This window comes from Tersicoccus solisilvae (genome assembly GCF_014643255.1).
Taxonomy (GTDB): domain Bacteria; phylum Actinomycetota; class Actinomycetes; order Actinomycetales; family Micrococcaceae; genus Tersicoccus; species Tersicoccus solisilvae.
On sequence record NZ_BMJI01000003.1, the window covers coordinates 124,021 to 149,381 of the forward strand.

The following is a 25,361-nucleotide window of genomic DNA, read 5'->3' on the forward strand; positions in this document are numbered from 1 at the left end:
GTGTCACTTGCGGATGGTGAGGATGCCGACGGGCAACGGGGTGCCCAGGCCCCGTTCGACGGCGAGTTCGTACAGCGACTCGGCCAGGACGATGTCCTGGAACCCGCTGCCCGTGGATTTGTAGATGGCGATGCCGTGTCCGGGCCGTCCGGCCCGTCCGCCGAGCAGGTCGTGCAGCGACACGGTGACCGCTGCGGGATCGTGGCCGGCCCGCCGTGCGGCGATCAGGTCGCCGCTGTCGTGCAGCACTTCCTCCATCGCGTCGGCCACCACGAGGGCGGCCCGGCCGACGAGTGCCGGATCGAGTTCGAACTGTGACGGCGTGGTGGAGCCGACCGAGACGATGGTCGCGTCGTCGCCCACCCACTCCGAGAGCACGGTCGGCGTATCGTCCCGCGAGCGGGCCGCCGCCAGCACCAGGCCGGCACCCTCGACGGCGTCGCGGGCGGTCTCGACCGCGGTGATCGGCAGGCCGAGCTCTTCCCCCAGTTCCTCGGCGAAGCGTTCGCGGTTCGCTCGGGTCGGACTCGAGACACGCGCCGCCGTGATGTCGGCGACCCGCGAGGCGGCGCGCAGCTGCGCGCGGGCCTCGAATCCGGAGCCGACGACGGCCGCCGTGACCGGACCGCCCGGCAGCAACGCGGTGAGGGCCGCCGCAGCGGTCCCGGCCGTCCGCAGCCCCGTGACGCGGTTGCCGTCGACGAGGGCGGCGAGCCGGGAGTCCTGCTGGTCGAAGAGCGTGATGAGATAGCTGGCAAGGCCGTTGCGCATGGAGGCGGCGATCGTCTTGGATCCGGCGAATCGCGCCCCGGGAGGGGCCGACGTCATCACCCGCTGCCAACCGGCGGCCGTCGAGGCGACCGCCCGCTCGGGAGTCGTCCCGGGCACGTCCCCGCGGAGGTAGGCCTCCCGGAGGGCGGCGATCACGCGGTCCCAGTCGGCGAGCGCGGCGACGTCCTCATCGGTGAGGAACAGCGTCGCGGGCTCCGCGCGGAATCCGTCATCGGTCATGGTTCAACTCCGTTCGGTTCTCGGCGACGACGTCCGCGAGGAGGCCGTCGGCCAGGGATTGGACGCCACCGCGCATCGCGAGGAAGCTTTCCCAGAGATGCCGCCGGGTGACAGCGCACGCGGCCGGCGGGTCGCGTCGTGCACAGGCCGCGAGGATCTCGGCGTGGAATGCCGCGGCCGTGTCGTTCTTCACCTCCACGTGCAGGCGGATACGGTCCGCCTCGTCCTGGAGGATCGTGATCAGCCGTGACAGTGTCGGGCTGTCGGCGGCGTCGTAGACGATGCCGTGGAACTCACGGTTCAGACGATTGAAGGCCTCGGCGTCCGGCGCTCGAGAGACGATGTCCAGATGGATCCGTCGCATCCGCTCGACGTCCCCGTCGGACAGCCGCGGCACGCCCAGCAGCGTCGCCCGCCCCTCGAGATCGATGCGCAACGCCGTGATCTCCTCGAGCTGATTCGGGTCGATGCCGGTGACCACCGTGCCGCGGTAGGGCTGGCGGGTGACCAGGCCCAGTGCCTCCAGCTGGAGGATCGCCTCGCGCACGGGCGTGTGGCTGACACCGAGTTCGGCGCACAGGTCGTTGATCTCGACGCGCGCGCCGGCGACGAGTTCCCCGGTGACGATGCGGTCACGGAGCACGCGGACCACCTGGTCCGTCATCCGTCGGGGCTGCAGTGCCGTCATGTTCACCAGAGTCATCGAATATCGAATATCGAACCAGTCGCTCGGGAGCATGCCAGTCATCGTCGTTCGCGATGGCTTCCGAGTGCGGCGCCACCGTACGCTCGCCGGGAAGCCCGACCCTTCCCAGAGGAGCACCCCATGGCCATCGCGACGACCAACCCGTTCACGGGTCAGACGGAAAAAACCTTCGACGCCCACTCCGAGGAGGAGGTGGAACGGCGAATCGCCGCCGCGCAGGCCGCGTTCGATGCGCTCCGCGGCACGTCGTTCGCCCAGCGCTCGGAGTGGATGCTCGCCGCAGCTCAGCTTCTCGAAGACGACGTCGAGGTGCTCAGTCGCCTGGTCACCCTGGAGATGGGCCGACCGATCACCGGTGCCCGCGCCGAGGTGCTGAAGTCGGCGAAGGGACTTCGCTTCTATGCTCAGCATGCCGAGGAGTTCCTCGCCCCGGAGCCACTCGCCGACCCGTCGGCCGTGAACGCATCGGCCGCCGGCACCCGCTACGCCCCGATCGGGGTAGTCCTTGCCGTCATGCCGTGGAACTACCCGCTGTGGCAGGTCCTGCGGTTCGCCGGCCCCGCCTTGATGGCCGGGAACACCGGGCTGCTCAAGCATGCGTCGAACGTCCCTCAGACGGCGCTGTACCTCGACACGCTCTTCGAGCGGGCGGGCTTCCCCGCCGGCGCGTTCCACAGCCTGCTCATCCCCGCCTCCCGGGTAGAGGCGGTTCTGCGTGACCCGCGCGTCAAGGCCACCACCCTGACCGGCTCCGAGCCCGCCGGCCGGTCACTGGCCTCGATCGCCGGCTCCGAGGTCAAGCACGTCGTGCTCGAACTCGGAGGATCCGACCCCTTCGTGGTGATGCCCAGTGCCGACGTCGAACGCGCCGCCACGGTCGCGGTCACGGCACGCAATCAGAACAACGGTCAGTCGTGCATCGCGGCCAAGCGCTTCATCGTGCACCGGGACGTCTACGACGAGTTCACCCGGCTGTTCGCCGAGAAGGTCGCGGCCCTGACCGTCGGCGACCCCTTCGACGAGTCGACCGAGGTGGGGCCGGTGGCGACGGAGTCCGGACGTGACGAACTGGCGGAGCAGGTGACGGATGCCGTCACCAAGGGCGCCGAGGTGCTCGCCGGCGGTCGGGTGCCGCAGCGCGCCGGGTGGTTCTACGAGCCGACGGTGCTGGCCGGAATCACGCCGGCGATGCGGCTGTACCTGGAGGAGGCCTTCGGGCCGGTGGCGTCCGTGTACCGGGCGGAGAGCCGTGAGGACGCGCTGCGCATCGCCAACGGCACGACCTTCGGCCTCAGCTCCGCCGTCTGGACGCAGGATGCGGACGAGGAGGAGTGGTTCGTGCAGAACCTCGACGCCGGAGCCGTGTTCGTCAACGGCATGACGGCGTCCCATCCCGAGCTGCCCTTCGGCGGAGTGAAGGCCTCCGGTGTCGGCCGCGAACTCGCGGCCGCCGGCATCCGCGAGTTCTGCAATCTCAAGACGGTGTGGAGGGCCTGACCCCACGGTTCGGACTCCCCGCCTGGTGCTCATGAGCGCCGGCACACTGATCGAGGACGCCAACTCGAGCGGAGGGCCTCAGGTCGAGCCGACCTGAGGCACTCCGCTCCAGCCGTGCCACGTCGACGGCAAGGACGGGTCGTTCCGGCCGCCGCGTGAGGAGAACGTCTCCGAGCCGGGCAGGCCCGATCAGACGCGGTGAACCGCGCCGGATCATCTCGGCCTCGTCAGGGGACGACCACGATCTTTCCCGGCGCGTGGGAGGACTCCAGGGTCTGGAAGGCGGCGACGATCTCGCCGAGGGGGAAGACCTGCGCGACGGGGAAGGCGATCCGACCGGAGGCGATCTCCTCGGCCAGAGCAGCCAGGTTGGCGGCGGTGCGGGCCTCGCGCTCGACGTTCTGAACGCCGAGTTCGTCGACCGCGTCATAGGCGGCGATCGCGACCATCCGCTCCACCGGAACGCCCAGGGCCACGCCGGCGTCCAGCGCGTCGCGTCCGTGACAGTCGTGGACCGCGGTCACCGCTCCGAGCGCGCGCACGCGATCGGCCAGACCCGGGCCATGGGCGACCGGCACCACGCCGACCGAGCGAAGCAGGTCGTGGTGGCGCGGTGACGCAGACCCGATCACGGTCGCACCGGCGGCCAACGCCAGCTGCGCCGCAACGAAGCCGACGGCGCCCGTGGCACCTCCGACCAGCACGGTGTCTCCCGCTCCGACCGGCACCGTCGCGATCACCGACACGGCGGTCAGGCCCGCCACGTTGAGGCCCCCGGCCGCTTCCACCGACAGCCCGCCCGGGCGTTTCGAGAGATCGGACACGCGTGCGACGGCCTGTTCGGCAGCAGAACCCGCAGCGCGGCCCAACACGTCGTCTCCGACGCGGACCGCGGTTCCATCCCAGTAGACGGCGTCGTCGCCCACCGCGACGACGGTGCCGGCCACGTCCGAGCAGATGCGGCGCGGGAATGGATCGTCCGAAAGGACGAACCCGCCGCGCAGCTTGGCGTCGAAGGGGTTGAGCCCGGCGGCGCGCACCCGCACCACGGCTTCTCCGACACCGGGTTCCGGCTGCGGGGTCTCCGCCAGATGGAGGGTCTCCGGCCCGCCCGTGCGATCGTACTGCGCTGTCAACGTCATGACCTCTCCTTCACTCGCTGTACTGGCGGGCAATCTGCTCCGGCTCGAGCTGCACCGCCCAGCCCTCGATCGTGCCCGCGTTCTCGTACTCCTCGATCTGGAGGATGCGGCGGCCATGATCGACCACGTGCTCCAGTCCCGTCGTGATGAAGGCGTTCAGCGTGAGCCAGGCCACCTGCTCGTCGGCGTCCCCGCCGAGCACCAGCACGTTGGCATCGACCACCCGACGCGTGGCGATCGCGACGTTCGGCGACGTGGCCGGCACCGCGCGCGCCCCGTTGACCTTGTTGGCGGCCACGACCCCGGCGGCGGGCTCCTCCACGACGAGCACGGCGAAGGCATCGATGCCGGCGTCCTGGTCCTCGACGACGGCTCGCCCGACGCGAATCGCCTGCACCGGGTAGTCGTCGCCCGGGTCGACGGCGTCGGCGCCGTGCCAGATCACGTCGTGCCCCGCGCCCTCGGCGCGCTGCTGCAGGGCTCGGCCCAGCTCGTAGCCGCCGTGATCCGCGGTCAGGTGAATACGTCTCATGATGTGTCAGCTCCCAGGTGATTCGATCGAAGTGGTTGATGCGGAAGTAGGGGGTGCGGAGTTGGTTGATGCGGAGGTGGTGGGCCGGAACACGATCCAGCCGCCCCAGGCCACCGCGGTACCCGCGACGACCACGGTGGCCAGGGGCGCCAGGCTCCTGCCACCGCCCAGGACGGCCAACGGCGCCACGATCCCGGCGACGACGAACCGCACCGCACCGACGAGGGCCAGTGCTGTACCGGCGACGGCGCGGAGCTGCTGGACGGCGACGGCGAGGGCCGGGCCGATGTACGGCCCGCACGCGGTGGCGAGACAGAAGAAGCCGAGCAGGATGAGCCATACCGACCGTGACCGGCCGAGAGCCGCTGCCGCGACGAGGACCGTGCCGACGGTGAGCACCGCCAGCCCCACGCCGAGGATCCTGTGACCGCTCCAATGGCCGGAGAGCCGCGCCGTGAGCAGTCCACTGAGCAGCAGGCCCATGCCGTTCACGGCGAAAGTGATGGCATAGGCCCCGGGGGTGAAGCCGAGGCCCGTCTGGAGCACATGCGACGAAGCGGCGATATAGGCGAAGCTCGCTGCGAAGGCCGCCCACACGGTGGTCGCTCCGCACCAGAAGGTCCGCGACCGTGCCGCCGTCGCGATCGAGCCCGGCACTGCCCGGAGCCCTCCGCGTACGCGGCGCTCGACCGGCAGCGACTCGGGCACGGCGGCGAGCAGTCCGACGAAGGTCAGGGCCGCGGCGACGGCCACCCCGACGAAGATGCCGCGCCACCCCCACGCCAGCATCAGCAGCACGCCGGCGACCGGAGCAGCGATCGGACCCACCGCCATCAGCGTTCCCAACAACGTGAACCCGCGCGTCAGCTCACGGCCGGCAGCCAGATCCGAGATCACGGCGCGTCCGACCGTCGCACCGGTCGCCGCGCCGCAGCCCATCAGGAAGCAGGCCAGGATCAGCACCCACACTCCCGGTGACAACGCACACGCCAGGGCGAACAGTGCCATGGCCGCACTGCCGGCGAGCAGGGGGCGCCGGCGCCCGACGGCATCCGAGACGGGGCCCGAGAGCAACTGACCGGCGGCCATGCCGATCGTCACCGCGCTCAGCGAGAATTGCGTGCGGTCGGCGGCGGTTCCGAACTCCTCGGCGATCGTCGGCAGGGCGGGCAGGAAGATGTCCGTGGACAGCGGTCCGAGCATCGCCAGGGTGCCGACCGCCAGGAGCGGTGCCGGCGAGAGCCCACGTGCGGGCCCCGACAGGGACCTCGTGGTCAGCCGTGTGTGCACGATCCGCGCCTGCGATCGTCGCCGCTAGACCGGCGGAGCGACGAACAGTCCCTCGTCGATGTCGTTGAACGACTCCCGGGCGACCAGCTCGCTCATCTCTGCGGCAGTGCCCCACTGGTCTTGCGTGGACATCAGGCTGGTGTCCATCCGCGAGGGGTGCCAGGTGTCCTCGTCGAGAACGGCCAGCTCGGTCGTGTACTCGATGGTGTTCCCTGCCGGCGAGAGGAAGTACGCGAAGGTGTTGTCGCCGGCGTTGTGACGGCCCGGGCCCCAGATCATGCGAGTGCCTGCCCGGAGGATCTTGCCGGAGCCGCGCATCCACTCCTCGATCCCGCGCATCTCGAACGAGAGGTGATGGAGCGAATGATGGGGGCCCTGGGCGATCGCGATCGAGTGGTGGTTGCGGTTGCAACGCAGGAAGTGCATCAGGTCGACATCGGTGGGCGTGACCAGCGAGTCGGAGATGGTGAAGTCGAGATGGTCGATGTACCACTGGGCGCTGCCGGCCAGGTCTGCCGAGTTGAACACGACGTGAGACAGCTTCACCGGAATCGGTTCACGTTCGCGGATCTTCCGCGAGGCTCGCAGCTCGTAGTCGGTGGAGAACTCCAGGACCCGTCCGTCGCCGTCGAACACGCGGAAGCCGTAACCTCCGCCGGGTTGGGTGAGTTCCTGCGGCTCGTGGATGAACGTCACGTTTTCCGCGTGCAGCTTGTCGGCGAGCTTGTGCAGGTCCCTGCGGTTCTTCGTGGCCATCCCAACCAGATCGATCCGCTTCTCGTCATCGCGCAGGCGGAGGATGAACGGCTCCGGGGACCCCTCGGCGGCCAGGTGAACCAGGCCCTCGTCGCTCTGCACCGCGGTGAGCCCCCAGTGCTTGATGAAGAAGTTCTTCTCCTCCTCGAAATTGGGCACCGCCAGCGCGGCGTACCGCAGATGGGAGACCAGTCGTTCAGTCATCGTCGACCTTTCCTCTCTGACCGCTGGACACCCATAGATGGGCGCCGTCCATTGGCACCGAGAGTAGGCGGGACTGCCTCACCCGACCATGTGGTGGGTCGAATACCATGCATCGTGTGACTGGCACCGAACCCGATCTGAACCTGCTCGTGGCGCTCCGTGCGCTGCTCGAGGAGGCGAACGTCACGCGGGCCGGCCAACGTATCGGCATGGGGCAGTCGACGATGTCCTCCGCCCTGGCCCGCCTGCGAGCGGTGTTCCAGGACGAACTGCTGGTGCGCATCGGTCGCGACTACGAACTCACCCCGCTGGCACGTGAGGTGCTTCCCCAGGTGCAGTTGACGATTCCACTGATCGAGCAGGCACTGAACAAGGAAACGCCCTTCGACCCGGCGTTCGCCCGGCGCCGCTTCAGTTTCCAGCTGTCGGATTTCGCCGCCATCGAGCTGCGTCCGTTGTTCAGTATCGCCACGTCCGCCGCGGGCGGGGTGTCGTTCGACCTCCAGCGCCTGCCGATCGCACCGACCGATGCGGACCGCGACCTCCTCGGCCACGACTTCATCGTCGCGGTCCCCGGCATCGGCATCGAGGCGGAGAGCTTCGAACTCTTCCGGGATCACTACGTGGTCATCGCGGACCGCTCGAATCCCGTCGTCGGCGACGGCGCCATCTCGCTCGAGGACTTCCTTGCCAGTCCGCAGATCCGTTGTGATTTCGGCCGGTCCCACGTGACGCCGGCGGAACGGCGGATGCGCGAACTGGATCTGCGCACGAACGTCCGGGTGACGACCTCGACGCTGCTGTCGATCCCTCTGATCGTCTCCGGAACCGCCCTCGTCGGGGTGGTGCCGAGCCGCCTCGTCGACCGGCTCGGCGGCCCGACCACCACCGTCGCCGTGCCCACGCCCTTTCCCCGCGTCGAAGTCATCGAGCGCCTGTGGTGGCATCCGACGCATCAGCACAACCCCGCTCACACCTGGCTCCGCGAACTCATCGCCGAAGCCGTCCGGGCCGAGGCCGTCTCCGCCCGCTGAGGCGATGGCAGCCATCGCCGCCGCCGTATGGCGGCGGCCGTCGCGCGCCCCTAGCGTCGTCACCGGATGCGGGACGCAGGAGTCGTTCCGCGGATGTGACGAGGCATCCGTGAGGAGAGTGGCAACGATGTCGGTCGAGAAGGTACTCATCGTCGGTGGAGGCTTCACCGGGCTGACGGCAGGAATTGCGCTGGCACGGCGCGGAGTCGCCGTCACGCTCGTCGAACGCGCGAAGGCGTGGGCCCGGGTCGGGCACGGCCTGACGATCCAGGGCAACGCGCTTCGGGTGTTCAAGGACCTGGGCGTGCTCGACGACATCATCGCCCGAGGGTTCCCGGAGGAGGACGGGGTGACCCTGTACTTCGCCGACGGTCGGACGATGTCGCATCTGCAGACCCCGCGCACCGGGGGCGACGACCTGCCCCCGACCATCGGCGTCCTTCGGCCCGACGTCCACGAGGTACTGGTGTCGAAGGCGGAGTCGCTCGGCGTCGAGATCCGCCTCGGCCAGGAACTGGCCTCCTTCCAGGACGACGGCACCGCGGCGACCTCCGTCCTGACGGACGGGACGACCGAGACCTGGGACCTCATCATCATCGCCGAGGGCATCAAGTCGCGGACCCGGGCCGAGCTCGGCATCACCGAGGACCGCGCCCCGACCGGGCTGGGGATCTGGCGCGCGGTCACCGATCGCAAGCCGGAGATGCACGGTGGGATCGCCTTTCCGGCGTCGGACGACGGTGGCGCGTACAAGGTCGGCTACACGCCGGTGAGCGCCACCCAGTGCTACGTCTTCGTGCTGTGCCGACCCCAGCGCGTCGACAACGGTCTGGCTGATCACCAGGAAGTACGTAGACTGATGGAGAACTTCCACGGTGAGTTCGACTGGATCCGTGAGTCGATCGACGAGAACACGTTCATGAACTTCCAGCAGATCGAATGGATCTTCGTCGAGGGCCCGTGGCACCGTGGGCGCGTCCTGGCCATCGGTGAGGCCGTGCACGCCGTTCCGCCGCTGATCGCCCAGGGGGCCGCGCTGTGCCTGGAGGACGCGCTGCTGCTCGCCGAGCACATCACTGAGGACGGCGACCTTCAGACGCAACTGACCGCGTTCCACGACCGGCGCCTGCCTCGGATCAGGGGCGTCGTCGACGCCTCCCTGCAACTGGCGCACTGGGAGCAGAATCCGGGGACGCCCGACGCCGACCCCGGCCGGGTGATGGCGGAGTCCCTGCTCGCCCTGGTGGCCGCACCGTGACGTCGCATGCGCCTCGCCCCGGCTTCCGCGTTCCCCGGCGCATCGTCACGGGGCACGACGAGCACGGTACCTCCCTCATCGTCAGCGACGGACCGGTCCCGGTCACCCAGGAGCTTCCCGGCGACGGTGTCGCCTTCCACGAGATCTGGCTGACCGGAGAGACGCCGGCCCCGATCCACGCCGGACCGGAGGATCCGACCGCCGGTTCGGTCACGGTGCCCCCGCCCACGCACGGCACCCGCATTCGCATCAACGAATTCCTGCCCGGCCACCTCGACGAGCGTGGCCTGCAGTCGCCCGTGCATCGCACCGAGTCGATCGACTACGGCGTCGTGCTCGACGGGGAGATCACGCTGATCCTCGACGACAGCGAGGTCACGGCACGGGCCGGGGACATCGTGATCCAGCGCGGCACCGACCACGCCTGGGCCAACCGCGGGAACACGACAGCCCGCGTCGCATTCATCCTCGTCGGCGGCGAATACCAGGACGACGTCCTGCAGGCACTGCCCGTCGACGTGAGGCACGGTCTCATGCGCCACGGGCCGCGCGACTGAGACGGAAGGAGAATCATGCACATCGATCACGTCGGACTGTCGGTCGGCGACCTCGACGCCCAGCTCGCCTGGTACCAGGAGGCGTTCGGTTTCGCCGTCGCCAACCCTTTCGCCCTGGAATCGCTCGGACTGCGCGGCGCCTTCCTGCTCGGGCCGGACGACCTGGCGATCGAGCTCCTCGAACGCACCGGGTCCGTCCATCGGCGCCCGGCGACGTCCGCACCCGATGAACTCCTCGCCCAGGGCTGGGGTCATCTCTGCCTGCGGGTCGATGACATCACGGCCGTCTACCAGAGGCTCCTGGCCGCCGGTGCCGGTCCGGTCAGCGGCCCCGCGCCGTCACCGGAGCCGGGCGTTCGCTTCGCTTACCTGACGGACCCGGAGGGCAACTTCATCGAGCTCGTGGACCGCGGCCGGCCGGTAAGCGCATGAGCGACATCGTCCTCCCAGGCCTGTCCGGCGACCAGTTCGTCGTGACCGGCGCGGCCGGTGGCCAGGGCGCCGAGGAGGCTCTGCTGCTCGCCCGCAACGGCGCGCACGTGATCGCTGCGGATATCCGCGATGGTGCCCCCGAGCTGCTCGCATCCGCCGCCGGACTGCCAGGCGTGGTCGAGTATCGACGACTCGACGTCGCCGACGAGGACGAGTGGGCCGCGCTGGCCGCCTCCCTGTCCGGGCGACGGGTGAAGGGACTCGTCAACAACGCGGGCGTCACCTCCCGCGTCCGCATCGGTGCAGTCGAGCGCGCCGATTGGGATCGCGTGCTCTCGATCAACGTGACCGGCGCCATGCTCGGGATCCAGGCGCTGCTGCCGTTGATGGACAGGGGCTCCTCGATCGTCAACATCGGCTCGGCCGCCGGACTCACCGGTCACTACACCGCGGCGTACACCACCAGCAAGTGGGCGATCCGCGGACTGAGTCACTCGGCGGCAACCGAGCTGGGTCCCCGCGGAATCCGGGTCAACCTCGTCCACCCTGGATACATCCACACGGAGATGACCGCCACCGCACCGCCGACGTTCCTCGACGCGAACGTCGCGGTCGCTCCCCTGCATCGCGGCGGTCAGCCCGAGGAGGTGGCCGGCGTCGTGGTGTTCCTCCTGTCGGATGCGGCCTCCTACATCACCGGCGCCGAGGTCGGCGTCGACGGCGGCCAGTTCCTGTCCGGTGTCGCCACCTACCTGTCGGACGCCGTCCGGCCGGAGACCTCCTAGGAGCGCCCATGTTCATGTACTTCCCCTCCAACTACGTGTGGAGCATGTCGGTTGTCGCCACGCTCAACAACGGCGGTTACATCGATGAGATCGACCGGGCGTGCAAGCCGGTGCTGCTGGCATCCCAGAACGGAGACGACGCCGGAACCGAGGAGCTCTACGCATCGTGGTCGTCCGTCGCCGATCGTCTGATCGCGAAGGCACAGCACGACGAGAGCCGCGGTCGACGGATAGGCGCAGGCGAGACGTACTACCGCGCCTCGCTGTACACCTCGCAGGCCGAGCGCCTGCAGTCACCGAAGTGGGAGGGCCGAAACGGGGCCTACCAGAAGTCGATCGATCTGCTGCTCAAGCACGTGGAGCTCTCGGGGGTGCCGCTGTCCGCGGTGGACATCCCGTACGCCCCAGCCGACGAGAACGTCGACGCGGCCCTGCCCGGCTACTTCTACCGCGCCTCGGGCCCGGGGCCGCATCCCGTGGTGATCCAGTGGAACGGACTGGATTCGACCAAGGAGATGATGTACTACTCGCAGTTCCCCCAGATGCTGGCCGAGCGCGGCATCTCGACGCTCATGGTCGACACCCCCGGCTCCGGCGAGGCATTGCGGCTGCGTGGATTGACCGCCCGCCATGACACCGAGATCTGGGCAGGGGCGATCATCGACTGGCTCGAGCAGAATGCCGACGACCTGGCCGTCGACCCCGAGCAGATCGGCATCGTCGGGTGGTCACTGGGCGGTTACTACGCACCGCGCGCGCTGGCCTTCGAGAAGCGCTTGAAGCTCGGCGTGGCGTGGGGGGCGAATCACCAGTGGGCGGAGGTCCAGGAAGGACGCCGTCAGCGTGAGGGCGAGAACCCCGTTCCGCACTACTGGGACCACGTGTTCTGGGTGTGGGGCGCCTCCGACATGGAGGACTTCATCGAGAAGACGAAGGACATGCATCTGAACGGCGTGGCCTCCGAGATCACCGCGCCGCTGTTGATCACCCACGGCGTCGGAGACCGGCAGATCAACGTGAAGTACGCCCACCAGACCTACGAGCAGGCCACGAACAGTCCCAAGCGGGAACTGCGTCTGTTCGACGACCCCGAGGGCGGCACGGAGCACATCTCGATCGACAACATGCCCTATGTCGCCGGCATCATCGCCGACTGGGTCGCGGAGACCTTCGCCGAGGGGACGACCGCGCACGCCTGAACCCGCGCTGACGCGCACCGGCGGGCCGGCACGCAGAGCACGCAGCACACGACGGAAAGGGACCACGTATCGACGTGGTCCCATTCCGTCGTGCGCAGCGACGCTCCTATGGATGTCAAGCGGCGGCTGGTAGGTCTTGGGGGTTTTCGAGTTGCCGGTAGAGCTGGCGGGCGATGTAGCGCTTGAGGCAGCGTTTGATTTCGCGGTCGGTCTTGCCTTGGGTTCGGCGACGGTCGGCGTAGGCGCGAGTGTCAGGGTAGTAGGGCAGTCGGGAGAGCACGATCGTGTGCAGGGCCCGGTTCAGTTGGCGGTCGCCGGACCGGTTGAGGCGGTAGCGGGTGGTCTTGCCTGAGGATGCCGGGATCGGCGCGACGCCGGCGAGCATGGCGAAGGCGGCATCGTCGCGGACCCGGCCGGGGTGCGACCAGGCTGTCAGGACGGTGCCAGCCACGATCGGGCCTACGCCGCTGACCTGGAGCAGGTCGGGACGCCATGAGCGGACCAGCGCGCGGATGAGGCGCTCGTGCTCGTCGGCATCCTCGGTGAGGAAGGTGATCCGACGGGCCAGGGTGCGCAGCACCGACAGTGCCTCCCGGACCTCCACGTCACCGTTGGTGGTGGCTGGTCGGAGCCGGGTGGCGGTGGTGACCATGGCGGTGGTCGATTGGCCGCGGAACCGGGCGCGGACCTTCTCCGGGGCGGTGATGACCAACGCCCGTAGTTGGCGTTGAGCGGTGCTCGCGGCCTCGACCGCAGCGCGCCGGGCCGTCAGGTGCACCGCGACCGCGGCCCGCTCCGCACCGGTCTTGGGCCGGGCCAGACGGGTTCGGCTGAGGGCTTCGCGGGCGGCTCGCTCGGCGTCGATCGCGTCGGACTTGGCCCCGGCGCGGCGGTGGGCACGAACCGGGCGGTCCAGCTCGACGACCAGCTCTTCGGCGTCGGCCAGGTGCCGGGCGAGCCCGGCGCCATACCCGCCGGCCCCTTCCAGCGCCCAGGCCCGCAGCCCGGCGTGGGCTTCGGCCAGCGTGACCAGCTCGGCGTAGCCGTCGGGGTCGGTGCTGACCGTGGCGCGGGCCAGCACGGCGCCGGTAGAGGCGTCCAGCACCGCAGCGGTGAATCGCCCCGGGTTTCGTGGAGGCTCGGTTAGTTGGATCGGACCTCGGTGAGGACCGGGTTCTGACGGTAGTGCTCCACGGGCTGTGATGCCCAGTGGTTGGTCTCGAGCTCGACGGGCGGTATGAGCCCGATCTCGCCGTGAAGGCGCCTGTGGTTGAACCAGTCGACGTACTCGGCGACGGCGATCTCGACGTCACCGACGTTCTTCCAGCCGCCGTTGGGGCGCAGGAGCGGGTTGCGGATGCACTCGGCCTTGAACAGTGAGTTCAGCGCCTCGGCCATGACGTTGTCGTAGCTGTCGCCCTTCGACCCGACGGACGCGACGGCTTCGGCTTCGGCCAGCCGCTCTGTGTAGCGAATCGCTCGATACTGCCTGGGTTCAATCGGTCGTTGCAACACCGGGTTGTTGGAGTGAGCGTAGCTGTTCTTCGAAGACCTCGGCGGGGGTCTTCCAGCCCAGGCTCTTGCGGGGCCGGTTGTTCAGAGCGAGAGCGACTGCTTCAAGATCCCCGGCGGACCAGCGGGAGAGGTCGGTGCCCTTGGGGAAGTACTGACGCAGCAGCCCGTTGGTGTTCTCGTTCGTCGGCCGCTGCCAAGGCGAGTGGGGGTCGGCGAAGAAGACCCTGGTGCCCGTCTCCAGCGCGAACTGGGCGTGCCCGGAGAGCTCTTTGCCGCGGTCCCAGGTCAGTGTCTTGCGCAGCTGAGCGGGCAGTTTCGCCATCGACGCGGTCAGCGCAGTGTTCATCGCGGTGGCGCCGTAACCGCCCAGCGCCGGGCCGTTCTTCACCGGCGGTATCTCGCCCCAGCCTTCCAGCCGCGGCAGGTGCACCAGCAGGGTCGAGCGGCTCTTGCGTTCGACGATCGTGCCGATCGCTGACCGGCCGGTCCCGATGATCAGGTCGCCTTCCCAGTGCCCGGGCACGGCCCGGTCAGCGGCTTCGGCGGGTCGCTTGGAGAACACGACGTCGGCGCTCACATGCCCCTGGGCCCGGTTCTGTGCGCGAGCTCGTGGCTGCCGCAGCGCACGCCCGGTTCGCAGACAGGTCACGAGCTCGCGGTGGAGCGCACCCCGGCCCTGGATGAACAGCGACTGGTAGATCGCCTCGTGGCTGATGCGCATGGACTCATCATCCGGGAAGTCCAGCTTCAGCCGGTGGCTGATCTGCTCCGGGCTCCACGCGATCGCCCACCGCCGGTCCTGCCGGTGCGGCTTGTTCAGCCCCTTCCACGCGGGCGGCTCCGGCCCGACCACGACGGCGCCGTCCGGACGGCGAACCCTGCCAGCAAGACGCTCCTGAACGTATTCCCGCAGCCTGGCGTTGGTCGCGAGCTTCGCCGGCTTCGGCCGCTTCGCCGCCTGTTGAGCCTTCCACTGCGCGACCAGCGGCCGGTACTCCTGCTTCCCGCCGCGGGTGGCCGCGTTACGGCGCAGCTCACGGGAGATCGACCCAGGATCACGACCGATCCTGCGGGCGATCTCACGTACCCCGACCTGCTGCGCGTGCAACAGCGCGATCTCCTCCCGCTCCTCGAACGACAGGTAGCGTCCGGATGGTTCGGTCAAGGAAATGGGAGGCATGCCGCCAGCGTGGCGAAACCAGCGGCTCCCGACCGGCACGGACACGCCCACCGTCAGCGCCGCCTCGGCCGAGGTGATGCCCGTCGCGATCAGACGCCAGAACTGCCGCTGCACCGCCCGCGAGGGCTCAGGCCGCCCGGGCGAACGCATCGGAGGACGCAACGCCCGATCCGCACGCCACTGCCGACGCGCACCCTCCGGCACGTCGCTGGCCTTCTTGCCCCAGTCCGACCTCGCCATCGCCAAACACCTCCGTGATCGAAGTGTTGCGACGACCAGTTGAATCCGCCCTGCGATCCCCGGTCCGAGTGGTGGATCAGGCCGGTGACGTCCTGGCCGGCTCGCTGGCGAGCCCACAGGCCCATGTCGAGGGCGTCCAGCGCCAGGTCGGTGCGCAACGAGGTGGATACCTGCCAGCCCACGATCATCCGGCTGAAGACGTCCAGGACGAACGCCACGTCGGTCCAGCCCGCGTGCGTGCGGACGTAGGTCAGATCTGCCACCCACAGCTGGTTCGGGGCGGTCGCGACGAACTTCCGCTTCACCCTTGTCCTCGGGACGCTCGGTCTCCGCGCCCTCGCCACGAGTGGTCGTGCGGGTCTTGTCCCGCGCGATACCACGTAGCCCCTCGGCCCGCATCAGCCGCTCCACAGTGCAGCGGGCGACCTGCACACCCTCGCGGTTGAGCTCGGCGTGGATCTTCCGGGCGCCGTAGACACCGAGGTTGGCCTTGTGGGCGGTCTTGATCTCGGCGACCAGCTCGGCGTCACGCACGGCTCGCGGCGACGGTGGGCGGGTCCTGGCGGCGTAGTAGGTGCTCGGGGCGATCTGCACGCCAGCGTCCTTCAGGACTGCGCAGATCGGCTCGACCCCGAACCGGTCGCGGTGCTGATCGATGTCGTCGACCAGCACCGCGGTGGGTGCCTCTACCTGATCTTGCGGTCGAGCTCCGCAGCCGCGAAAAAAGCCGCGCTCGTCTTCAAGATCTCGTTGGCTCGCCGCAGCTCGCGGACCTCGCGCTCGAGCTCGGCCAGCCTGGTCGCGTCGTCGGTGCTCATGCCGGGCCGCACACCGCCGTCGATCTCGGCCTGCCGGACCCAGGTCCTCAACGCCTCCGGGTGGACCCCGAGCTGGTCAGCGACCCGCTTGATCGCCCCACGCGCCGACTCCGGGTCTCTCCGGGCGTCCATCGCCATCCGCGTGGCCCGCTGCTGGAGCTCGACGCTGTACTTCCTCGGTGCTGCCATGACTCTCATCATCCTTCCCAGGACTGAGAGCCTCCATCAGACCCGGGGCGATTCAGTTCAACCGGTTGCTCGTGGACGAGGTCCTCTACGCCCGCCCCTACGCCACCGAGACCGCCCGCCGGAGCGCCGTGGAAACCTGGGTCAGCCACTACAACTACCATCGACCTCATACCGCCTGCAGCGATCAGCCGCCGGCCTCACGCGTCCCAGCCCGTGTCAACAACGTCACGCCCTCCTACAACTAGCGAACCGGTACGTCGACCCTCACAGTCAGCCCAGCACCGACCCTCCGCCGTCGACCACCAGGTTCACGCCGGTGATCCATGTGGCCTCGTCGGAAGCCAGGAACACGGCGGCGTTCACGATGTCGTCGGGTTGTCCCACGCGACCGAGCGGGATGCGGTCCCAGGCCGCCCGCATCGCGGGCGGCGGGTTGTCGACCAGGAACTTGGTCGCCGGCGTCTCGATGAACCCCGGTGAGATGCAGACGGCGCGGATGCCGTGTGGTCCGCCCTCGACGGCCAGCTGCTGCGTCAGGTTGATGACTCCGGCCTTCGCCGCGCCGTGCACGTTCTGCGGCATGAACTCCACGCCACGGGTTCCGGCGATGGAGCCGATGTTCACGATCGTCCCGCCGCGCCTCTTCAGGTGCTTCCAGGCGGCGCGGACGGCGTAGAAGACGATACTCAGTTCACCGCGCACGTTGAGCTCCCAGTCCTCGACCGCGAGCTCGTCGATGGGCCCGAAACGCTGCACGCCGGCATTGTTGTAGAGGATGTCGATGCAGCCATAGGCGGCGGCCGCCCAGTCGATCCACTCCGCAGCGGTCTCCGCGTCGCTCAGATCGACGGGAGCGTGGCCGGTGATGGCACCGCCCTCCTCCCGGACCATCCGCACCGTCTCCTCGAGCCCCTCGGCATGGAGGTCGCAGCCGACGACCCTCGCGCCCTCCGCGGCGAACCGTCGCGCCGCCTCGCGTCCCATGCCCCCACCGATCCCGGTGATGACCGCCACCTTGTCCTGCAAACGTCCCATGGTTCTCCTTCTCGCGTTCTCTCATCTTGGCGAATGGGGGGGAATCCCGCCTCCGCCTCGACGGATGACTGGTATCCGGCCTCACCACGCCGCGCCCAGCGCCCAGCGGGCCGTGATGGCTGGTATCCATGGGATCGGGTGTCCGGTCCGGCCCGCTCTTCCTAGCCTCGGGAGTGGGTGCCGGTAGCGTCCTGCATCCGCCGAGCTTTCCAGGAGATCAATGATGACTGCTGATGTCACCTTCAACGGGCGCCTGGTGCTCCCCTCCGATCTCGACTGGGAGGAGGCACGGGTGGGCCGCGTCTTCAACGGACGGCGCCCCGACAGGCAACCCGACGCCGTGCTGTTCGCCGCCACGGTCGACGACGTGCAGAAGGGCGTTCGCCTGGCGAAGGAACACGGGTGGATCGTGTCCGTCCGCTCCGGCGGACACGCGTGGGCGGTGTGGAGCGTTCGCGACGGGGGTCTGCTGATCGACCTCGGGGCATTCCGGGACATGGCGTACGACGAGGACACGGGCATCGTCTCGGCGGGGCCGGCCACCAAGGGCGGCGACGAGCTGTCGCCCTACCTCGAGGAGCGCGGCCGCTTCTTCAACGGCGGGCACTGCCCCTCCGTCGGCATCGGCGGTTTCCTGCTGCAGGGCGGTCAGGGCTGGAACCAGCGGGGCTGGGGCTGGGCCGCCGAGTCGGTCGTCGCCATCGACGTCGTGACCGCCGATGGTGAGCTGATCCGCTGCGACGCCGAGCACAACAGCGACCTCTACTGGGCCTCCCGGGGCTCGGGCCCCACCTTTCCCGGCATCGTGATGCGGTTCCACCTGGCGACCCGCCCGCTCTTCGGGCATCTGGCCCACACGGTGCACGCCTATGAGCTCGAGGACTTCGCCGAGGTCATGACGTGGCTGTACGGGGCGCACCACCGCATCCCCGACAACGTCGAGATCGTGGCGATCTCCACGCCCGCACCGCTGCCGGACGGCACGGAGAGGCGCGTCCTCCTCGTGACCGGGGCGGGATTCGGCGACGACGAGGATCACGCCCGCGCCTCCCTCGCCGGGTTCAACGCGTGCCCGGTCATCGACCGCGCGATCTTTGTTCAGGACGCCGCGCCCTCCACCCTGGCCGAACACCGTGCACAGCAGGAGATGCAGAACCCGGAGCACTGGCAGTATGTCTGTGACAATGCGTGGATCGACGGCGAGAACACTCCGGAGGGGATCGCCGCGATGGTCGAGGGCATCCGACCCCTGTTCACCACGAACCCGACGGAACGGGGCTTCGCGATCTGGATGAGCAACGCACCTCGCCGCGATCTGCCGGACATGGCCTTCTCACTGCACACCGACGCCTATGTCGCCGCCTATACCGTGTATGAGGACCCTGCCGAGTACGCACGCAACCGGTCCTGGGTCGACGCGGTCTTCGCGCACGCCCAGCCCGTCACCGCCGGCCAGTACTTGGGCGACAGCGACATGACCAACCGTCAACTGCAGTTCATGGCCCCGGAGAACTGGGAGAAGCTGAAGGGCATCATCGCCTCGCGTGACCCGGAGGGCCGCTTTCACCGCTATCTCGCCGCGGACCAGGAGACGTTGAACATCAATCACTGGGTACTGGAGCATCCTGCCCCGGTGTCGTGAGCGCCCCGTGGGAAGTCACGGCAGAGGGGCGGCGTGGATCCTCACGCCGCCCCCTCTGCGCTGCCGACTTCTGGTGCGTCACTCAGTGCGGAATGCCCAGGTCCTTCGCGTTGCCGTCGAGGTCGGTGTGGACGAAGGAGTTGTACGCCACGAGGATGTCGGCGAATCGATCGGTGGCGTCGATCCGGTACATGATCACGCCGTCGAACCGGAAGGTCTCGCCCTTCTTCACCGCGCCGAAGATGGTCTCCACGGCGTCATGCTTCGCGGTGAAGAGCGTCTGCATCTGGATGGCCGCTGTCTGTTCATCGGACACGAACCGCGGGACCATGAGCGCCTCGACGAAATTCGGCCAGATGTTGCCCCTGTAGTGATGCTTCATCCCGTCCACACCGGTGTACTCGAGCGTGCCGTTCTTCACGTGTACGTCCGGAGTCAGGTAGTCGTCGAAGGCGGTGTCGTCCTCGGCGTTGAATCGGTTGATGTACTCGCGAAAGCGGTCCTCGCGCATGTCGTTTCCTCTCGTCATAGAACGGGTCAATCGCGACGCTAGGGCACCGAGATAAGCCGGAGAACGCCCTCGAGACAATGGGAGCCATCAGGCGTCCACGCGCACGGCCCGCCGTCACTCGTTCTTCCGTTGCTCGGCGGACTTCTATCACGAGAACTTGACCGGGAAGGATACGCTCTTCCGTGCGGTCGTCCATGCCGAACTGGATGTTCTGTACCTGGACAGCAAGACGGAGAGCAAGGAGCGGTGGCTCGAGCAGTCACGCCGATCGAGGCATCTTCCTCATCGACCTCGGCCCTATCCCGTCAACGCTGTCAGCCGCACATCCAGGGCAGCAACGCGGCGGGCTAACGTCGTCAATCGCGTCGCACGGGCACGCGCGCTGGAGCCCGAGGGCATCATCGTTTGCCACGGCCCAAGCCACCGGGAACTTAAGCCGGCCCCGGAGGAAGCCGGCCTGCCATTACTGCATAACAAACGGATCCCGCTCCGTCGGGGGAACTGGCCTGCGGCCTTCGTCGAGCGTTATCGCGAGGCCGTTCGGCGATTGCAGTCTAACGGGTAGCCCTCCTCCACCTCCTTACTACCGGGAGCAGTATTTTCAGTATGAAGGTGAGTGTGCGCCTGACCGAGAGAGACCTTGAGACGCTCGACCGGTACGCCGCTCACGCCGGGCTGCCATCGCGGTCGGCGTGAGTGCAGCGAGCCATCCGCATACTGGACCATGCCGAACTGGAGGACGCCTACGAGGCCGCCTGGGACGAGTGTGAGATCGATGGCGAGGCGAGCGCGTGGGATACCACCACGCCAGACGGTTTGAACCGTGCTGCGCGGTGAGATCCGCTGGATCGACCTCGACCCTGCCCGAGCCGGCGAGGCCGACAAGCGACGGCCCGCCATCGTCGTGAGCAACGACCGGGCCAACGCCACGACGGCGCGCCTCGGCCGCGGCTTCGTGACCGTGGTGCCGGTGACGAGCAACGATTCGCGCACTTACCCGTTTCAGGTGCTGCTGCCGGCCGAGAAGACGGGGCTTGCATCCGACTCTAAGGCGCAGGCGGAGCAGGTCCGCTCCGTGGCGATCGATCGCGTTGGCGGGACGGCCGGCCGTGTCCCCCCGGATCTGATGCTCCGACTCGACGACGCGTTGCGGCTGCACCTGCAGCTGTGACCGCCGGCAGGCGCGACAGGGGTTCGCGTGACCTTCCGGGCCGTCAGAGCAGCGCGCGAGACCCATCGGTGCAGAGCGCGGACCGCTATGCTCCCGCTCGCGTTCGGCAGTGCGACTACTCGGATGACACTCCTGACATCTGCCTACTATGATCAGAAGTATCAGCAAGCGCCAGCCCTGAACAGATCACCGCGTCGGACCAGGAAGAGGTGCGAGATGACCGTCCCAGCCAAGTCCGTCGAAGGCACCACCACCGAGACCCTGCTCGCGGCAACGCAGCGGACCGTCGCGGCGATCGAGGCCCTGGGTGCTGCCGCGCACGCCGTGCAGGTGCCGGCGTCGCCCCAACTCGCCCGGTCCGCTCAGCACACCGAGAACCGCTGGCGTCAGCTCGACGACGAGTTCGGCCTCCTAACCGCCGCCCAGGCGGGACGGCGGATGGGCTCGATCAACGACCGGGCGGCGCGCACCCGGGTCTCCAGCGCGCGCGGCTGCCTGCTCGCCGTCCGACGCGGTGGGCGCAACCTCTATCCCGGTTTCCAGTTCGACGACGACGGGCACCCCCGGCCCGCTGTCGCCCGTCTGCTGGGTACGGCCCGCTCACTCGACGTCTCCGACGAGACGTTCGCCCTGTGGCTGGTGGCGCCCGCCGAGGCCCTGGACGCGCAGCGGCCGGTCGATCTGCTCGCGGACGACGGGGCCCTCGACCGGGTGGATCAGGCGTTGGAGCGTCGCTTCGGCGTGCGCTGGTGACCATCGATCGCCCTGGCGTTCCGGCGCCGCCCGACCCGTTCGAGCCGCGCATCGACGTCCTGGCCGCCGGTTCACGTGTGGTCAGGGTCTTCAGCGTCGGGGGCGGCCGTACCGCGGCGAGCTTCAACCCGGGCTTCGGCGCGCCCACCCGCTTCGCGTTCTTCAACGAACCACCGGTGCCGGTGCTCTACGCCGGTGAAACCGAGGAGTCCGCGGTCGCCGAGACGGTGCTGCACGATGTTCCCGTCCAGGGTGGCGACGTCTATCCCGAGGACTACCGCGAGCTGGCCGCCGCGGCACTGGTCACGCGGCGCGATCTCCGGTTCGCCGCGTTCCACGGCCTCGGGCTGCGCCGCCTCGACGTGACCGCGGCGCAACTGACCGACACGTCGTCGGCCGAGTATCTCCGAACCGTGGCGTGGGCTCGCGCCGCCCATGGGTACCGCGATGACGACGGCGGCCTGGACGGGGTGTGCTGGATGTCCCGTCAGTGCAACAACGCGAAGGCGTACGTCCTCTTCGGCGACCGCGTGGGGGCCGACGACCTGGAGATCGCCACGGACTACGCGCGCATCCTCGGCGTCGGAGCGGACCTGGACTGGCTGATCGACCTGTGCGCCGGCCTGCGCATCAACGTCGTGGTGTGATGCCGTGGCCTCGCGAGAGCCGCTGGCGCGGGCTCAGTTGCGGTTGTGGCCGAACTCGCGCGAGAGCAGCGCCCGCTTGTAATGCGCCTCGGCGGCGTCGACGTCGCCGTCCGGGTCGTGCGGGTCGAACACCCGCAGGACGCTGTACTGGAAGTGGCGAGCGTGCTTCGGGTCGTCACTGATCACGCGCTTCAACTCGACGTTGCCACCGTGACCGTCCTGGGCGTAGGCGCGCCACCGTCCGAGGACCCGCTCGCCGCCGTCGGCCTTGCCGACGTAGAGTCGGCCGTCCTTTCGATCGGCGATGAGGTAGACGCCCTTGACGAGGGCGAGCGCGTCGCGCCACTGCTCGTAGTCGGGGTCGTCCATCACGCGCTGCAGCTCGGCGTGATCGATCAAGAGATCCGAGAATCCCGGGAAGGGTTGGGTGCGACGCGGCGCAATCTCCTCCACCGGGAACGACGCTGCGACCACACCCCGTTTCGCCCAATTCACTGCGTCACCCGACCAAGTGATGACCAGCTTGTCCTTCACGCTGTCCAGGGCCGTTGAGACCTTCAGATCGAAGTAACGGTGGACGGCATCCCGCTGGTCGACGAGCTCTCCCTCGTTCTCGTAGGCGGCAATGAAGCGCGACCGCCGTTTGCCGTCCGCCATGAAGACGAGCCACAGCCGCGGCGGGTGCTTCATGAACTTCATGGTCGAGACGCTCTGCTCACGCGTATAGGCGAGGACGCGCTGGGGTGTCGCACCGGCCGGTGACGGGATGCCATCGCGGTGATACGTGTGGCGGATCACCAAGACGTCGCTCAAGTCGTCGATGCCCATCCCGGCCAGAACGTGCCCAAGCTGGAGGCGAGCAGCGGGGACGGGCGGGGTCGTCATGGCCCCAGCGTAAGGCTGCGGTCCGACAATCTAGGTGCTGCACCTTCGCTGACCTGCGGTTCTGTCGGCGGCAGCCTCTACGCTCGTCCTTGTGACCACGATCGAGGCCGTCTGCGGCGACATCACCACCGTGGCGGTGGACGCCGTCGTCAATCCGGCCCACCATGCCCTTCGCGGCAGCGACGGCGGGGTCGACCACGCGATCCACGCCGCCGGTGGCCCGACCATCCTGTTCGACGCCATTGAGCGGTACCCGGACGGTCTCGCCTCGGGCGACGCCGGCTGGACGACGGCCGGCGACCTGGCGGCCCGGTGGGTGATCCACACCGTGGTGCCGCACGCGCAGGAGGCGCACGGTGGGCGTCGCCTGCTCGAGGCCTGCTACCGGAGTGCCCTGCAGCTCGCCGACGACCTCGGTGCGGGGAGTGTCGCCGTCCCGCTGCTCGGCGCGGGGTCGCTCGGCTGGGCCGTCCGGGACTCCCTCGCCGCTGCCCTCGACGCGGTCGCCGGCAGCGATCTCTCGGTCGAGCGCGTGCTGCTGACGACCACGGAGGACACGCATCGCGCGGCCGAGTCGGCGCTGTTCCAGGCGACGCCGCTGCGCATCCTGCAGGCGGTTCGGCTCCTGCACCGGCGCGGGTATCACCGGCTGCGGACGAGGCCCGGCATGAGCGCGTCCGGCATGTACTGGCGGGTGACGATCGCGTCCACGGACTACGACGACGGCGAGGACGGGTACCGCGACGCCGATCAGGTCATCTTCTACTCGACCGGCGGCCTGAGGGAGTTCGCGGGTGGCCACGTCGACGCTGCGACGTCTGCCCGGCAGACGGCCGAGCTCATCCTCGCGGCGATTCCGCACCTCGAACCCACCGCCGACGACCCGGCCTATGCGCAGTGGTACGAGGGCCTGATGCGGCTGGCGGAACGCGACCACGCGCTGCCGATGTCCTACGCGGACTACTTCGACCACGAGAAGGGCTGGGAGATCGGCTGGTGCAGCGGGCTGCGGTATCCCGCGCCGCCTGCGCCGCCGTCGGCTAAGGAGAGGGCATGATCAAGGAGATGACCGACACGATGGAGACCGAGAACGCCTGGTACACCCAGCTGCGCGAGCAATGGAAGCCCGAGCACGTCCGGCTCCTGCTGATCGGCGAGAGCGCTCCCGACGACAAGGGCGACCCGGCCGCCCGGCGGTTCTTCTACAACGACAGGCTCACCGGCAAGGACGCGCTCTTCCGGGCAGTCGTCCACGCCGAACTCGACACTCCGTACCTGGACGGCAAGACGGAGACGAAGGAGCGGTGGCTCGAGCAGTTGCGCGATCGAGGCATTTTCCTCATCGACCTGGTTCCCTATCCGATCAACGCGGCCAGCGGCACGTCCCGAGCAGCAGCGCGGCGCGCCAACGTCGCCGATTGCGTCGCGCGGACACGCGCACTTCAGCCGGACGGCATCATCGTGTGCCACGGCCCGAGTCACCGGCTGCTCAAGCCGGCCCTGGCGGAGGCCGGCCTCCCGCTGCTCCATGACGAACAGATCCCGTTCCCGCTCGGGAACTGGCGCGCGACCTTCGTCGAGCGCTATCGCCAAGCTGTCGAACGGCTGGACTCGACCTCCTACGAGGCGGCGTCGGACGAATGGGACTCGGCCGGTGAGCAGACCGCCTGGGACGCCACGACGGCGGATGGTCTGGACCGAACGACACGGTGATGGTCCCGCGCTGCGTGGGCCTACACGTTGGCTGGCGCCTTTCAGCGGTGCCGCTGACTCAGTCGACCCGGTCGTTCCAGTAGTCCGGTCGCCGGCTCCGGCGCGCGAACGCCACGATGATCACATCGTCCCCGTGGACGACGTAGACGACCCGGTAGGGGAAGGTTTCGACGTTGCCGCTGCGTACGACCGGCAGGCGGTCCCAGCCCGGGAGGGGAGGCCACGCTTCCGGGTTCCATGGGCAACGTCATCCACCGCTTCCGCGATCGCATCGTCGAATGCCTCACCCAGACCGAGGGTGGTCGTTTCGTAGTACCGCACCGCGTCGAAGAAATCGGCTTCCGCGTCGGGATGAATCCGGAGTCGCGGAGTCACCGACGCAGGTCGTTCAGCAGGTCACCCGCCCCGCTGCGCGTCTGCTCGAAAGAACTCAACTCGACGTCGCCATTCACGACGTCGTCCACACGACGGCCGATCTCGTCTCGCCACGCTGCGTCGACGTCAGGCTGCGCGTCGTCGTCATCGGGGCGCACACTCGCCAGCAGCCGTCGAGCGATGGCGGTGCGCTCGCGGGGCTCGAGGTGGAGGCCAGCCTGAGAGACCTTCCTCAGCCTTCCGTGCCATGCACCGAGTCTACGGCGGTGCACCGACATGGCCCG

Annotated in this window: 27 protein-coding genes, 3 pseudogenes and 1 other annotated feature; of the genes and pseudogenes, 14 read left to right on the forward strand and 16 right to left on the reverse strand. The window is 68.8% G+C overall.

Features of this window, described 5'->3' with window-relative positions:
- Positions 1–3: 3 nt before the first annotated feature.
- Positions 4–1,011 (reverse strand): ornithine cyclodeaminase family protein, encoded by a 1,008-nt coding sequence (locus IEX22_RS04650; RefSeq protein ID WP_188666873.1) that lies wholly within the window; start codon positions 1,009–1,011, stop codon positions 4–6.
- Positions 1,001–1,834: a GntR family transcriptional regulator gene (locus IEX22_RS04655; RefSeq protein ID WP_188666875.1), complete on the reverse strand. Its 834-nt coding sequence runs from the start codon at positions 1,832–1,834 to the stop codon at positions 1,001–1,003. The genes IEX22_RS04650 and IEX22_RS04655 overlap by 11 nt, the downstream gene beginning before the upstream one ends.
- A gap of 3 nt (positions 1,835–1,837) precedes the next feature.
- On the opposite strand from IEX22_RS04655, the gene IEX22_RS04660 reads away from it, so the two are divergent.
- Positions 1,838–3,214: an NADP-dependent succinic semialdehyde dehydrogenase gene (locus tag IEX22_RS04660; protein WP_188666877.1), complete on the forward strand. Its 1,377-nt coding sequence runs from the start codon at positions 1,838–1,840 to the stop codon at positions 3,212–3,214.
- A 227-nt stretch (positions 3,215–3,441) separates the two neighbouring features.
- Here the strand turns inward: IEX22_RS04660 and IEX22_RS04665 are convergent, their stop codons facing one another.
- The 4 genes from IEX22_RS04665 to IEX22_RS04680 are packed head-to-tail and all read right to left on the reverse strand — an operon-like array spanning position 3,442 to position 7,138.
- Positions 3,442–4,356, reverse strand: a complete 915-nt coding sequence (locus IEX22_RS04665; RefSeq protein ID WP_188666879.1) for an NADP-dependent oxidoreductase — start codon at positions 4,354–4,356, stop codon at positions 3,442–3,444.
- A gap of 10 nt (positions 4,357–4,366) precedes the next feature.
- Positions 4,367–4,888: an RpiB/LacA/LacB family sugar-phosphate isomerase gene (locus IEX22_RS04670; RefSeq protein WP_188666886.1), complete on the reverse strand. Its 522-nt coding sequence runs from the start codon at positions 4,886–4,888 to the stop codon at positions 4,367–4,369.
- A 6-nt stretch (positions 4,889–4,894) separates the two neighbouring features.
- Entirely contained in the window at positions 4,895–6,178 is a 1,284-nt protein-coding gene (locus tag IEX22_RS04675) for a multidrug effflux MFS transporter (protein WP_188666889.1), read from the reverse strand.
- A gap of 24 nt (positions 6,179–6,202) precedes the next feature.
- The gene (locus IEX22_RS04680; protein ID WP_188666891.1) at positions 6,203–7,138 is read right to left on the reverse strand and encodes a VOC family protein; all 936 of its coding nucleotides are present in this window, start codon (positions 7,136–7,138) and stop codon (positions 6,203–6,205) included.
- A 116-nt stretch (positions 7,139–7,254) separates the two neighbouring features.
- Here IEX22_RS04680 and IEX22_RS04685 point away from each other — a divergent pair, with 116 nt between their 5' ends.
- Genes IEX22_RS04685 through IEX22_RS04710 form a run of 6 tightly spaced genes read left to right on the forward strand, consistent with a single transcriptional unit; the run spans position 7,255 to position 12,403 of the window.
- Positions 7,255–8,172 carry a LysR family transcriptional regulator gene (locus IEX22_RS04685; RefSeq protein WP_188666893.1) on the forward strand — a complete coding sequence of 306 codons (918 nt, stop codon included), beginning with the start codon at positions 7,255–7,257 and terminating at the stop codon, positions 8,170–8,172.
- A gap of 4 nt (positions 8,173–8,176) precedes the next feature.
- Entirely contained in the window at positions 8,177–9,430 is a 1,254-nt protein-coding gene (locus IEX22_RS04690) for an FAD-dependent monooxygenase (RefSeq protein WP_268236858.1), read from the forward strand.
- Positions 9,427–9,987, forward strand: coding sequence for a cupin domain-containing protein (locus IEX22_RS04695; protein WP_188666896.1), 561 nt, complete (start codon positions 9,427–9,429; stop codon positions 9,985–9,987). Before IEX22_RS04690 ends, IEX22_RS04695 begins: the two co-directional genes overlap by 4 nt.
- Before the next feature lie 15 nt (positions 9,988–10,002).
- On the forward strand, positions 10,003–10,419 hold the full coding sequence (locus tag IEX22_RS04700) for a VOC family protein (RefSeq protein ID WP_188666898.1): 417 nt from the start codon (positions 10,003–10,005) through the stop codon (positions 10,417–10,419).
- Complete coding sequence (locus IEX22_RS04705) at positions 10,416–11,204, forward strand: SDR family NAD(P)-dependent oxidoreductase (protein ID WP_188666900.1); 789 nt, start codon at positions 10,416–10,418, stop codon at positions 11,202–11,204. The genes IEX22_RS04700 and IEX22_RS04705 overlap by 4 nt, the downstream gene beginning before the upstream one ends.
- A gap of 8 nt (positions 11,205–11,212) precedes the next feature.
- Complete coding sequence (locus tag IEX22_RS04710; protein WP_188666902.1) at positions 11,213–12,403, forward strand: alpha/beta hydrolase family protein; 1,191 nt, start codon at positions 11,213–11,215, stop codon at positions 12,401–12,403.
- Positions 12,404–12,518: 115 nt separating this feature from the next.
- On the opposite strand, the gene IEX22_RS04715 is transcribed toward IEX22_RS04710, so the two are convergent.
- The 6 genes and pseudogenes from IEX22_RS04715 to IEX22_RS04730 form a co-directional block, all read right to left on the reverse strand.
- Positions 12,519–13,508 carry a transposase gene (locus IEX22_RS04715; RefSeq protein WP_229659774.1) on the reverse strand — a complete coding sequence of 330 codons (990 nt, stop codon included), beginning with the start codon at positions 13,506–13,508 and terminating at the stop codon, positions 12,519–12,521.
- 95 nt (positions 13,509–13,603) lie between these two features.
- Positions 13,604–13,891: pseudogene (locus IEX22_RS15785) on the reverse strand (integrase core domain-containing protein); the annotation flags it as partial.
- Positions 13,892–13,898: 7 nt separating this feature from the next.
- Positions 13,899–15,248, reverse strand: a complete 1,350-nt coding sequence (locus tag IEX22_RS15790; RefSeq protein WP_438816591.1) for an IS30 family transposase — start codon at positions 15,246–15,248, stop codon at positions 13,899–13,901.
- Positions 15,188–15,718, reverse strand: coding sequence for a DDE-type integrase/transposase/recombinase (locus IEX22_RS16095; RefSeq protein WP_368855330.1), 531 nt, complete (start codon positions 15,716–15,718; stop codon positions 15,188–15,190). Before IEX22_RS16095 ends, IEX22_RS15790 begins: the two co-directional genes overlap by 61 nt.
- Positions 15,711–16,010 (reverse strand): annotated as a pseudogene (locus tag IEX22_RS16080) (IS3 family transposase); the annotation flags it as partial. The gene IEX22_RS16095 and the pseudogene IEX22_RS16080, both read right to left, overlap by 8 nt.
- Positions 15,918–16,067, reverse strand: a sequence feature (AL1L pseudoknot). It overlaps the preceding pseudogene by 93 nt.
- Entirely contained in the window at positions 16,025–16,345 is a 321-nt protein-coding gene (locus IEX22_RS04730) for a transposase (RefSeq protein ID WP_188666905.1), read from the reverse strand. Its footprint overlaps the feature before it by 43 nt.
- A gap of 53 nt (positions 16,346–16,398) precedes the next feature.
- On the opposite strand from IEX22_RS04730, the pseudogene IEX22_RS04735 reads away from it, so the two are divergent.
- Positions 16,399–16,590, forward strand: a pseudogene (locus IEX22_RS04735) (integrase core domain-containing protein); the annotation flags it as partial.
- A gap of 25 nt (positions 16,591–16,615) precedes the next feature.
- Here the strand turns inward: IEX22_RS04735 and IEX22_RS04740 are convergent.
- The gene (locus IEX22_RS04740) at positions 16,616–17,380 is read right to left on the reverse strand and encodes an SDR family NAD(P)-dependent oxidoreductase (RefSeq protein ID WP_188666906.1); all 765 of its coding nucleotides are present in this window, start codon (positions 17,378–17,380) and stop codon (positions 16,616–16,618) included.
- Positions 17,381–17,603: 223 nt separating this feature from the next.
- Between IEX22_RS04740 and IEX22_RS04745 the strand changes: the two genes are divergently transcribed.
- Entirely contained in the window at positions 17,604–19,022 is a 1,419-nt protein-coding gene (locus IEX22_RS04745; RefSeq protein ID WP_188666908.1) for an FAD-binding oxidoreductase, read from the forward strand.
- A gap of 82 nt (positions 19,023–19,104) precedes the next feature.
- Here IEX22_RS04745 and IEX22_RS04750 read toward each other — a convergent pair whose 3' ends face one another.
- The gene (locus tag IEX22_RS04750; RefSeq protein ID WP_188666915.1) at positions 19,105–19,533 is read right to left on the reverse strand and encodes a nuclear transport factor 2 family protein; all 429 of its coding nucleotides are present in this window, start codon (positions 19,531–19,533) and stop codon (positions 19,105–19,107) included.
- Between the two features lie 823 nt (positions 19,534–20,356).
- Between IEX22_RS04750 and IEX22_RS04755 the strand changes: the two genes are divergently transcribed.
- The 3 genes from IEX22_RS04755 (at position 20,357) to IEX22_RS04765 (ending at position 22,104) form a co-directional block, all read left to right on the forward strand.
- Positions 20,357–20,704, forward strand: coding sequence for a type II toxin-antitoxin system PemK/MazF family toxin (locus IEX22_RS04755; RefSeq protein WP_188666917.1), 348 nt, complete (start codon positions 20,357–20,359; stop codon positions 20,702–20,704).
- A gap of 216 nt (positions 20,705–20,920) precedes the next feature.
- Positions 20,921–21,457, forward strand: coding sequence for an antitoxin Xre/MbcA/ParS toxin-binding domain-containing protein (locus IEX22_RS04760; protein WP_188666919.1), 537 nt, complete (start codon positions 20,921–20,923; stop codon positions 21,455–21,457).
- The gene (locus IEX22_RS04765) at positions 21,454–22,104 is read left to right on the forward strand and encodes an RES family NAD+ phosphorylase (RefSeq protein ID WP_188666921.1); all 651 of its coding nucleotides are present in this window, start codon (positions 21,454–21,456) and stop codon (positions 22,102–22,104) included. The genes IEX22_RS04760 and IEX22_RS04765 overlap by 4 nt, the downstream gene beginning before the upstream one ends.
- Positions 22,105–22,137: 33 nt before the next feature.
- On the opposite strand, the gene IEX22_RS04770 is transcribed toward IEX22_RS04765, so the two are convergent.
- Positions 22,138–22,989, reverse strand: a complete 852-nt coding sequence (locus tag IEX22_RS04770) for a GIY-YIG nuclease family protein (protein WP_188666923.1) — start codon at positions 22,987–22,989, stop codon at positions 22,138–22,140.
- Positions 22,990–23,080: 91 nt separating this feature from the next.
- Between IEX22_RS04770 and IEX22_RS04775 the strand changes: the two genes are divergently transcribed.
- The gene (locus tag IEX22_RS04775) at positions 23,081–24,046 is read left to right on the forward strand and encodes a macro domain-containing protein (RefSeq protein WP_188666931.1); all 966 of its coding nucleotides are present in this window, start codon (positions 23,081–23,083) and stop codon (positions 24,044–24,046) included.
- Positions 24,043–24,702 (forward strand): hypothetical protein, encoded by a 660-nt coding sequence (locus IEX22_RS04780; RefSeq protein ID WP_188666933.1) that lies wholly within the window; start codon positions 24,043–24,045, stop codon positions 24,700–24,702. Before IEX22_RS04775 ends, IEX22_RS04780 begins: the two co-directional genes overlap by 4 nt.
- A gap of 371 nt (positions 24,703–25,073) precedes the next feature.
- On the opposite strand, the gene IEX22_RS04785 is transcribed toward IEX22_RS04780, so the two are convergent.
- Positions 25,074–25,355, reverse strand: a complete 282-nt coding sequence (locus tag IEX22_RS04785) for an addiction module protein (RefSeq protein ID WP_188666935.1) — start codon at positions 25,353–25,355, stop codon at positions 25,074–25,076.
- Between the last annotated feature and the right edge of the window lie 6 nt (positions 25,356–25,361).

Excerpts from the sequence above, each read along its gene's own strand:
- IEX22_RS04710 (WP_188666902.1), top strand. The coding sequence starts at position 11,213 with ATGTTCATGTACTTCCCCTCCAACTACGTGTGGAGCATGTCGGTTGTC.
- IEX22_RS04690 (WP_268236858.1), top strand. The coding sequence starts at position 8,177 with ATGGCAGCCATCGCCGCCGCCGTATGGCGGCGGCCGTCGCGCGCCCCT.
- IEX22_RS04705 (WP_188666900.1), top strand. The coding sequence starts at position 10,416 with ATGAGCGACATCGTCCTCCCAGGCCTGTCCGGCGACCAGTTCGTCGTG.
- IEX22_RS04780 (WP_188666933.1), top strand. The coding sequence starts at position 24,043 with ATGATCAAGGAGATGACCGACACGATGGAGACCGAGAACGCCTGGTAC.
- IEX22_RS04730 (WP_188666905.1), bottom strand. The coding sequence starts at position 16,345 with ATGGCAGCACCGAGGAAGTACAGCGTCGAGCTCCAGCAGCGGGCCACG.
- IEX22_RS04650 (WP_188666873.1), bottom strand. The coding sequence starts at position 1,011 with ATGACCGATGACGGATTCCGCGCGGAGCCCGCGACGCTGTTCCTCACC.
- IEX22_RS04680 (WP_188666891.1), bottom strand. The coding sequence starts at position 7,138 with ATGACTGAACGACTGGTCTCCCATCTGCGGTACGCCGCGCTGGCGGTG.
- IEX22_RS04660 (WP_188666877.1), top strand. The coding sequence starts at position 1,838 with ATGGCCATCGCGACGACCAACCCGTTCACGGGTCAGACGGAAAAAACC.
- IEX22_RS04785 (WP_188666935.1), bottom strand. The coding sequence starts at position 25,355 with ATGTCGGTGCACCGCCGTAGACTCGGTGCATGGCACGGAAGGCTGAGG.
- IEX22_RS04760 (WP_188666919.1), top strand. The coding sequence starts at position 20,921 with ATGACCGTCCCAGCCAAGTCCGTCGAAGGCACCACCACCGAGACCCTG.
- IEX22_RS04700 (WP_188666898.1), top strand. The coding sequence starts at position 10,003 with ATGCACATCGATCACGTCGGACTGTCGGTCGGCGACCTCGACGCCCAG.
- IEX22_RS04740 (WP_188666906.1), bottom strand. The coding sequence starts at position 17,380 with ATGGGACGTTTGCAGGACAAGGTGGCGGTCATCACCGGGATCGGTGGG.
- IEX22_RS04745 (WP_188666908.1), top strand. The coding sequence starts at position 17,604 with ATGACTGCTGATGTCACCTTCAACGGGCGCCTGGTGCTCCCCTCCGAT.
- IEX22_RS15790 (WP_438816591.1), bottom strand. The coding sequence starts at position 15,248 with ATGCGTTCGCCCGGGCGGCCTGAGCCCTCGCGGGCGGTGCAGCGGCAG.
- IEX22_RS04670 (WP_188666886.1), bottom strand. The coding sequence starts at position 4,888 with ATGAGACGTATTCACCTGACCGCGGATCACGGCGGCTACGAGCTGGGC.
- IEX22_RS04665 (WP_188666879.1), bottom strand. The coding sequence starts at position 4,356 with ATGACGTTGACAGCGCAGTACGATCGCACGGGCGGGCCGGAGACCCTC.
- IEX22_RS04750 (WP_188666915.1), bottom strand. The coding sequence starts at position 19,533 with ATGCGCGAGGACCGCTTTCGCGAGTACATCAACCGATTCAACGCCGAG.
- IEX22_RS04770 (WP_188666923.1), bottom strand. The coding sequence starts at position 22,989 with ATGACGACCCCGCCCGTCCCCGCTGCTCGCCTCCAGCTTGGGCACGTT.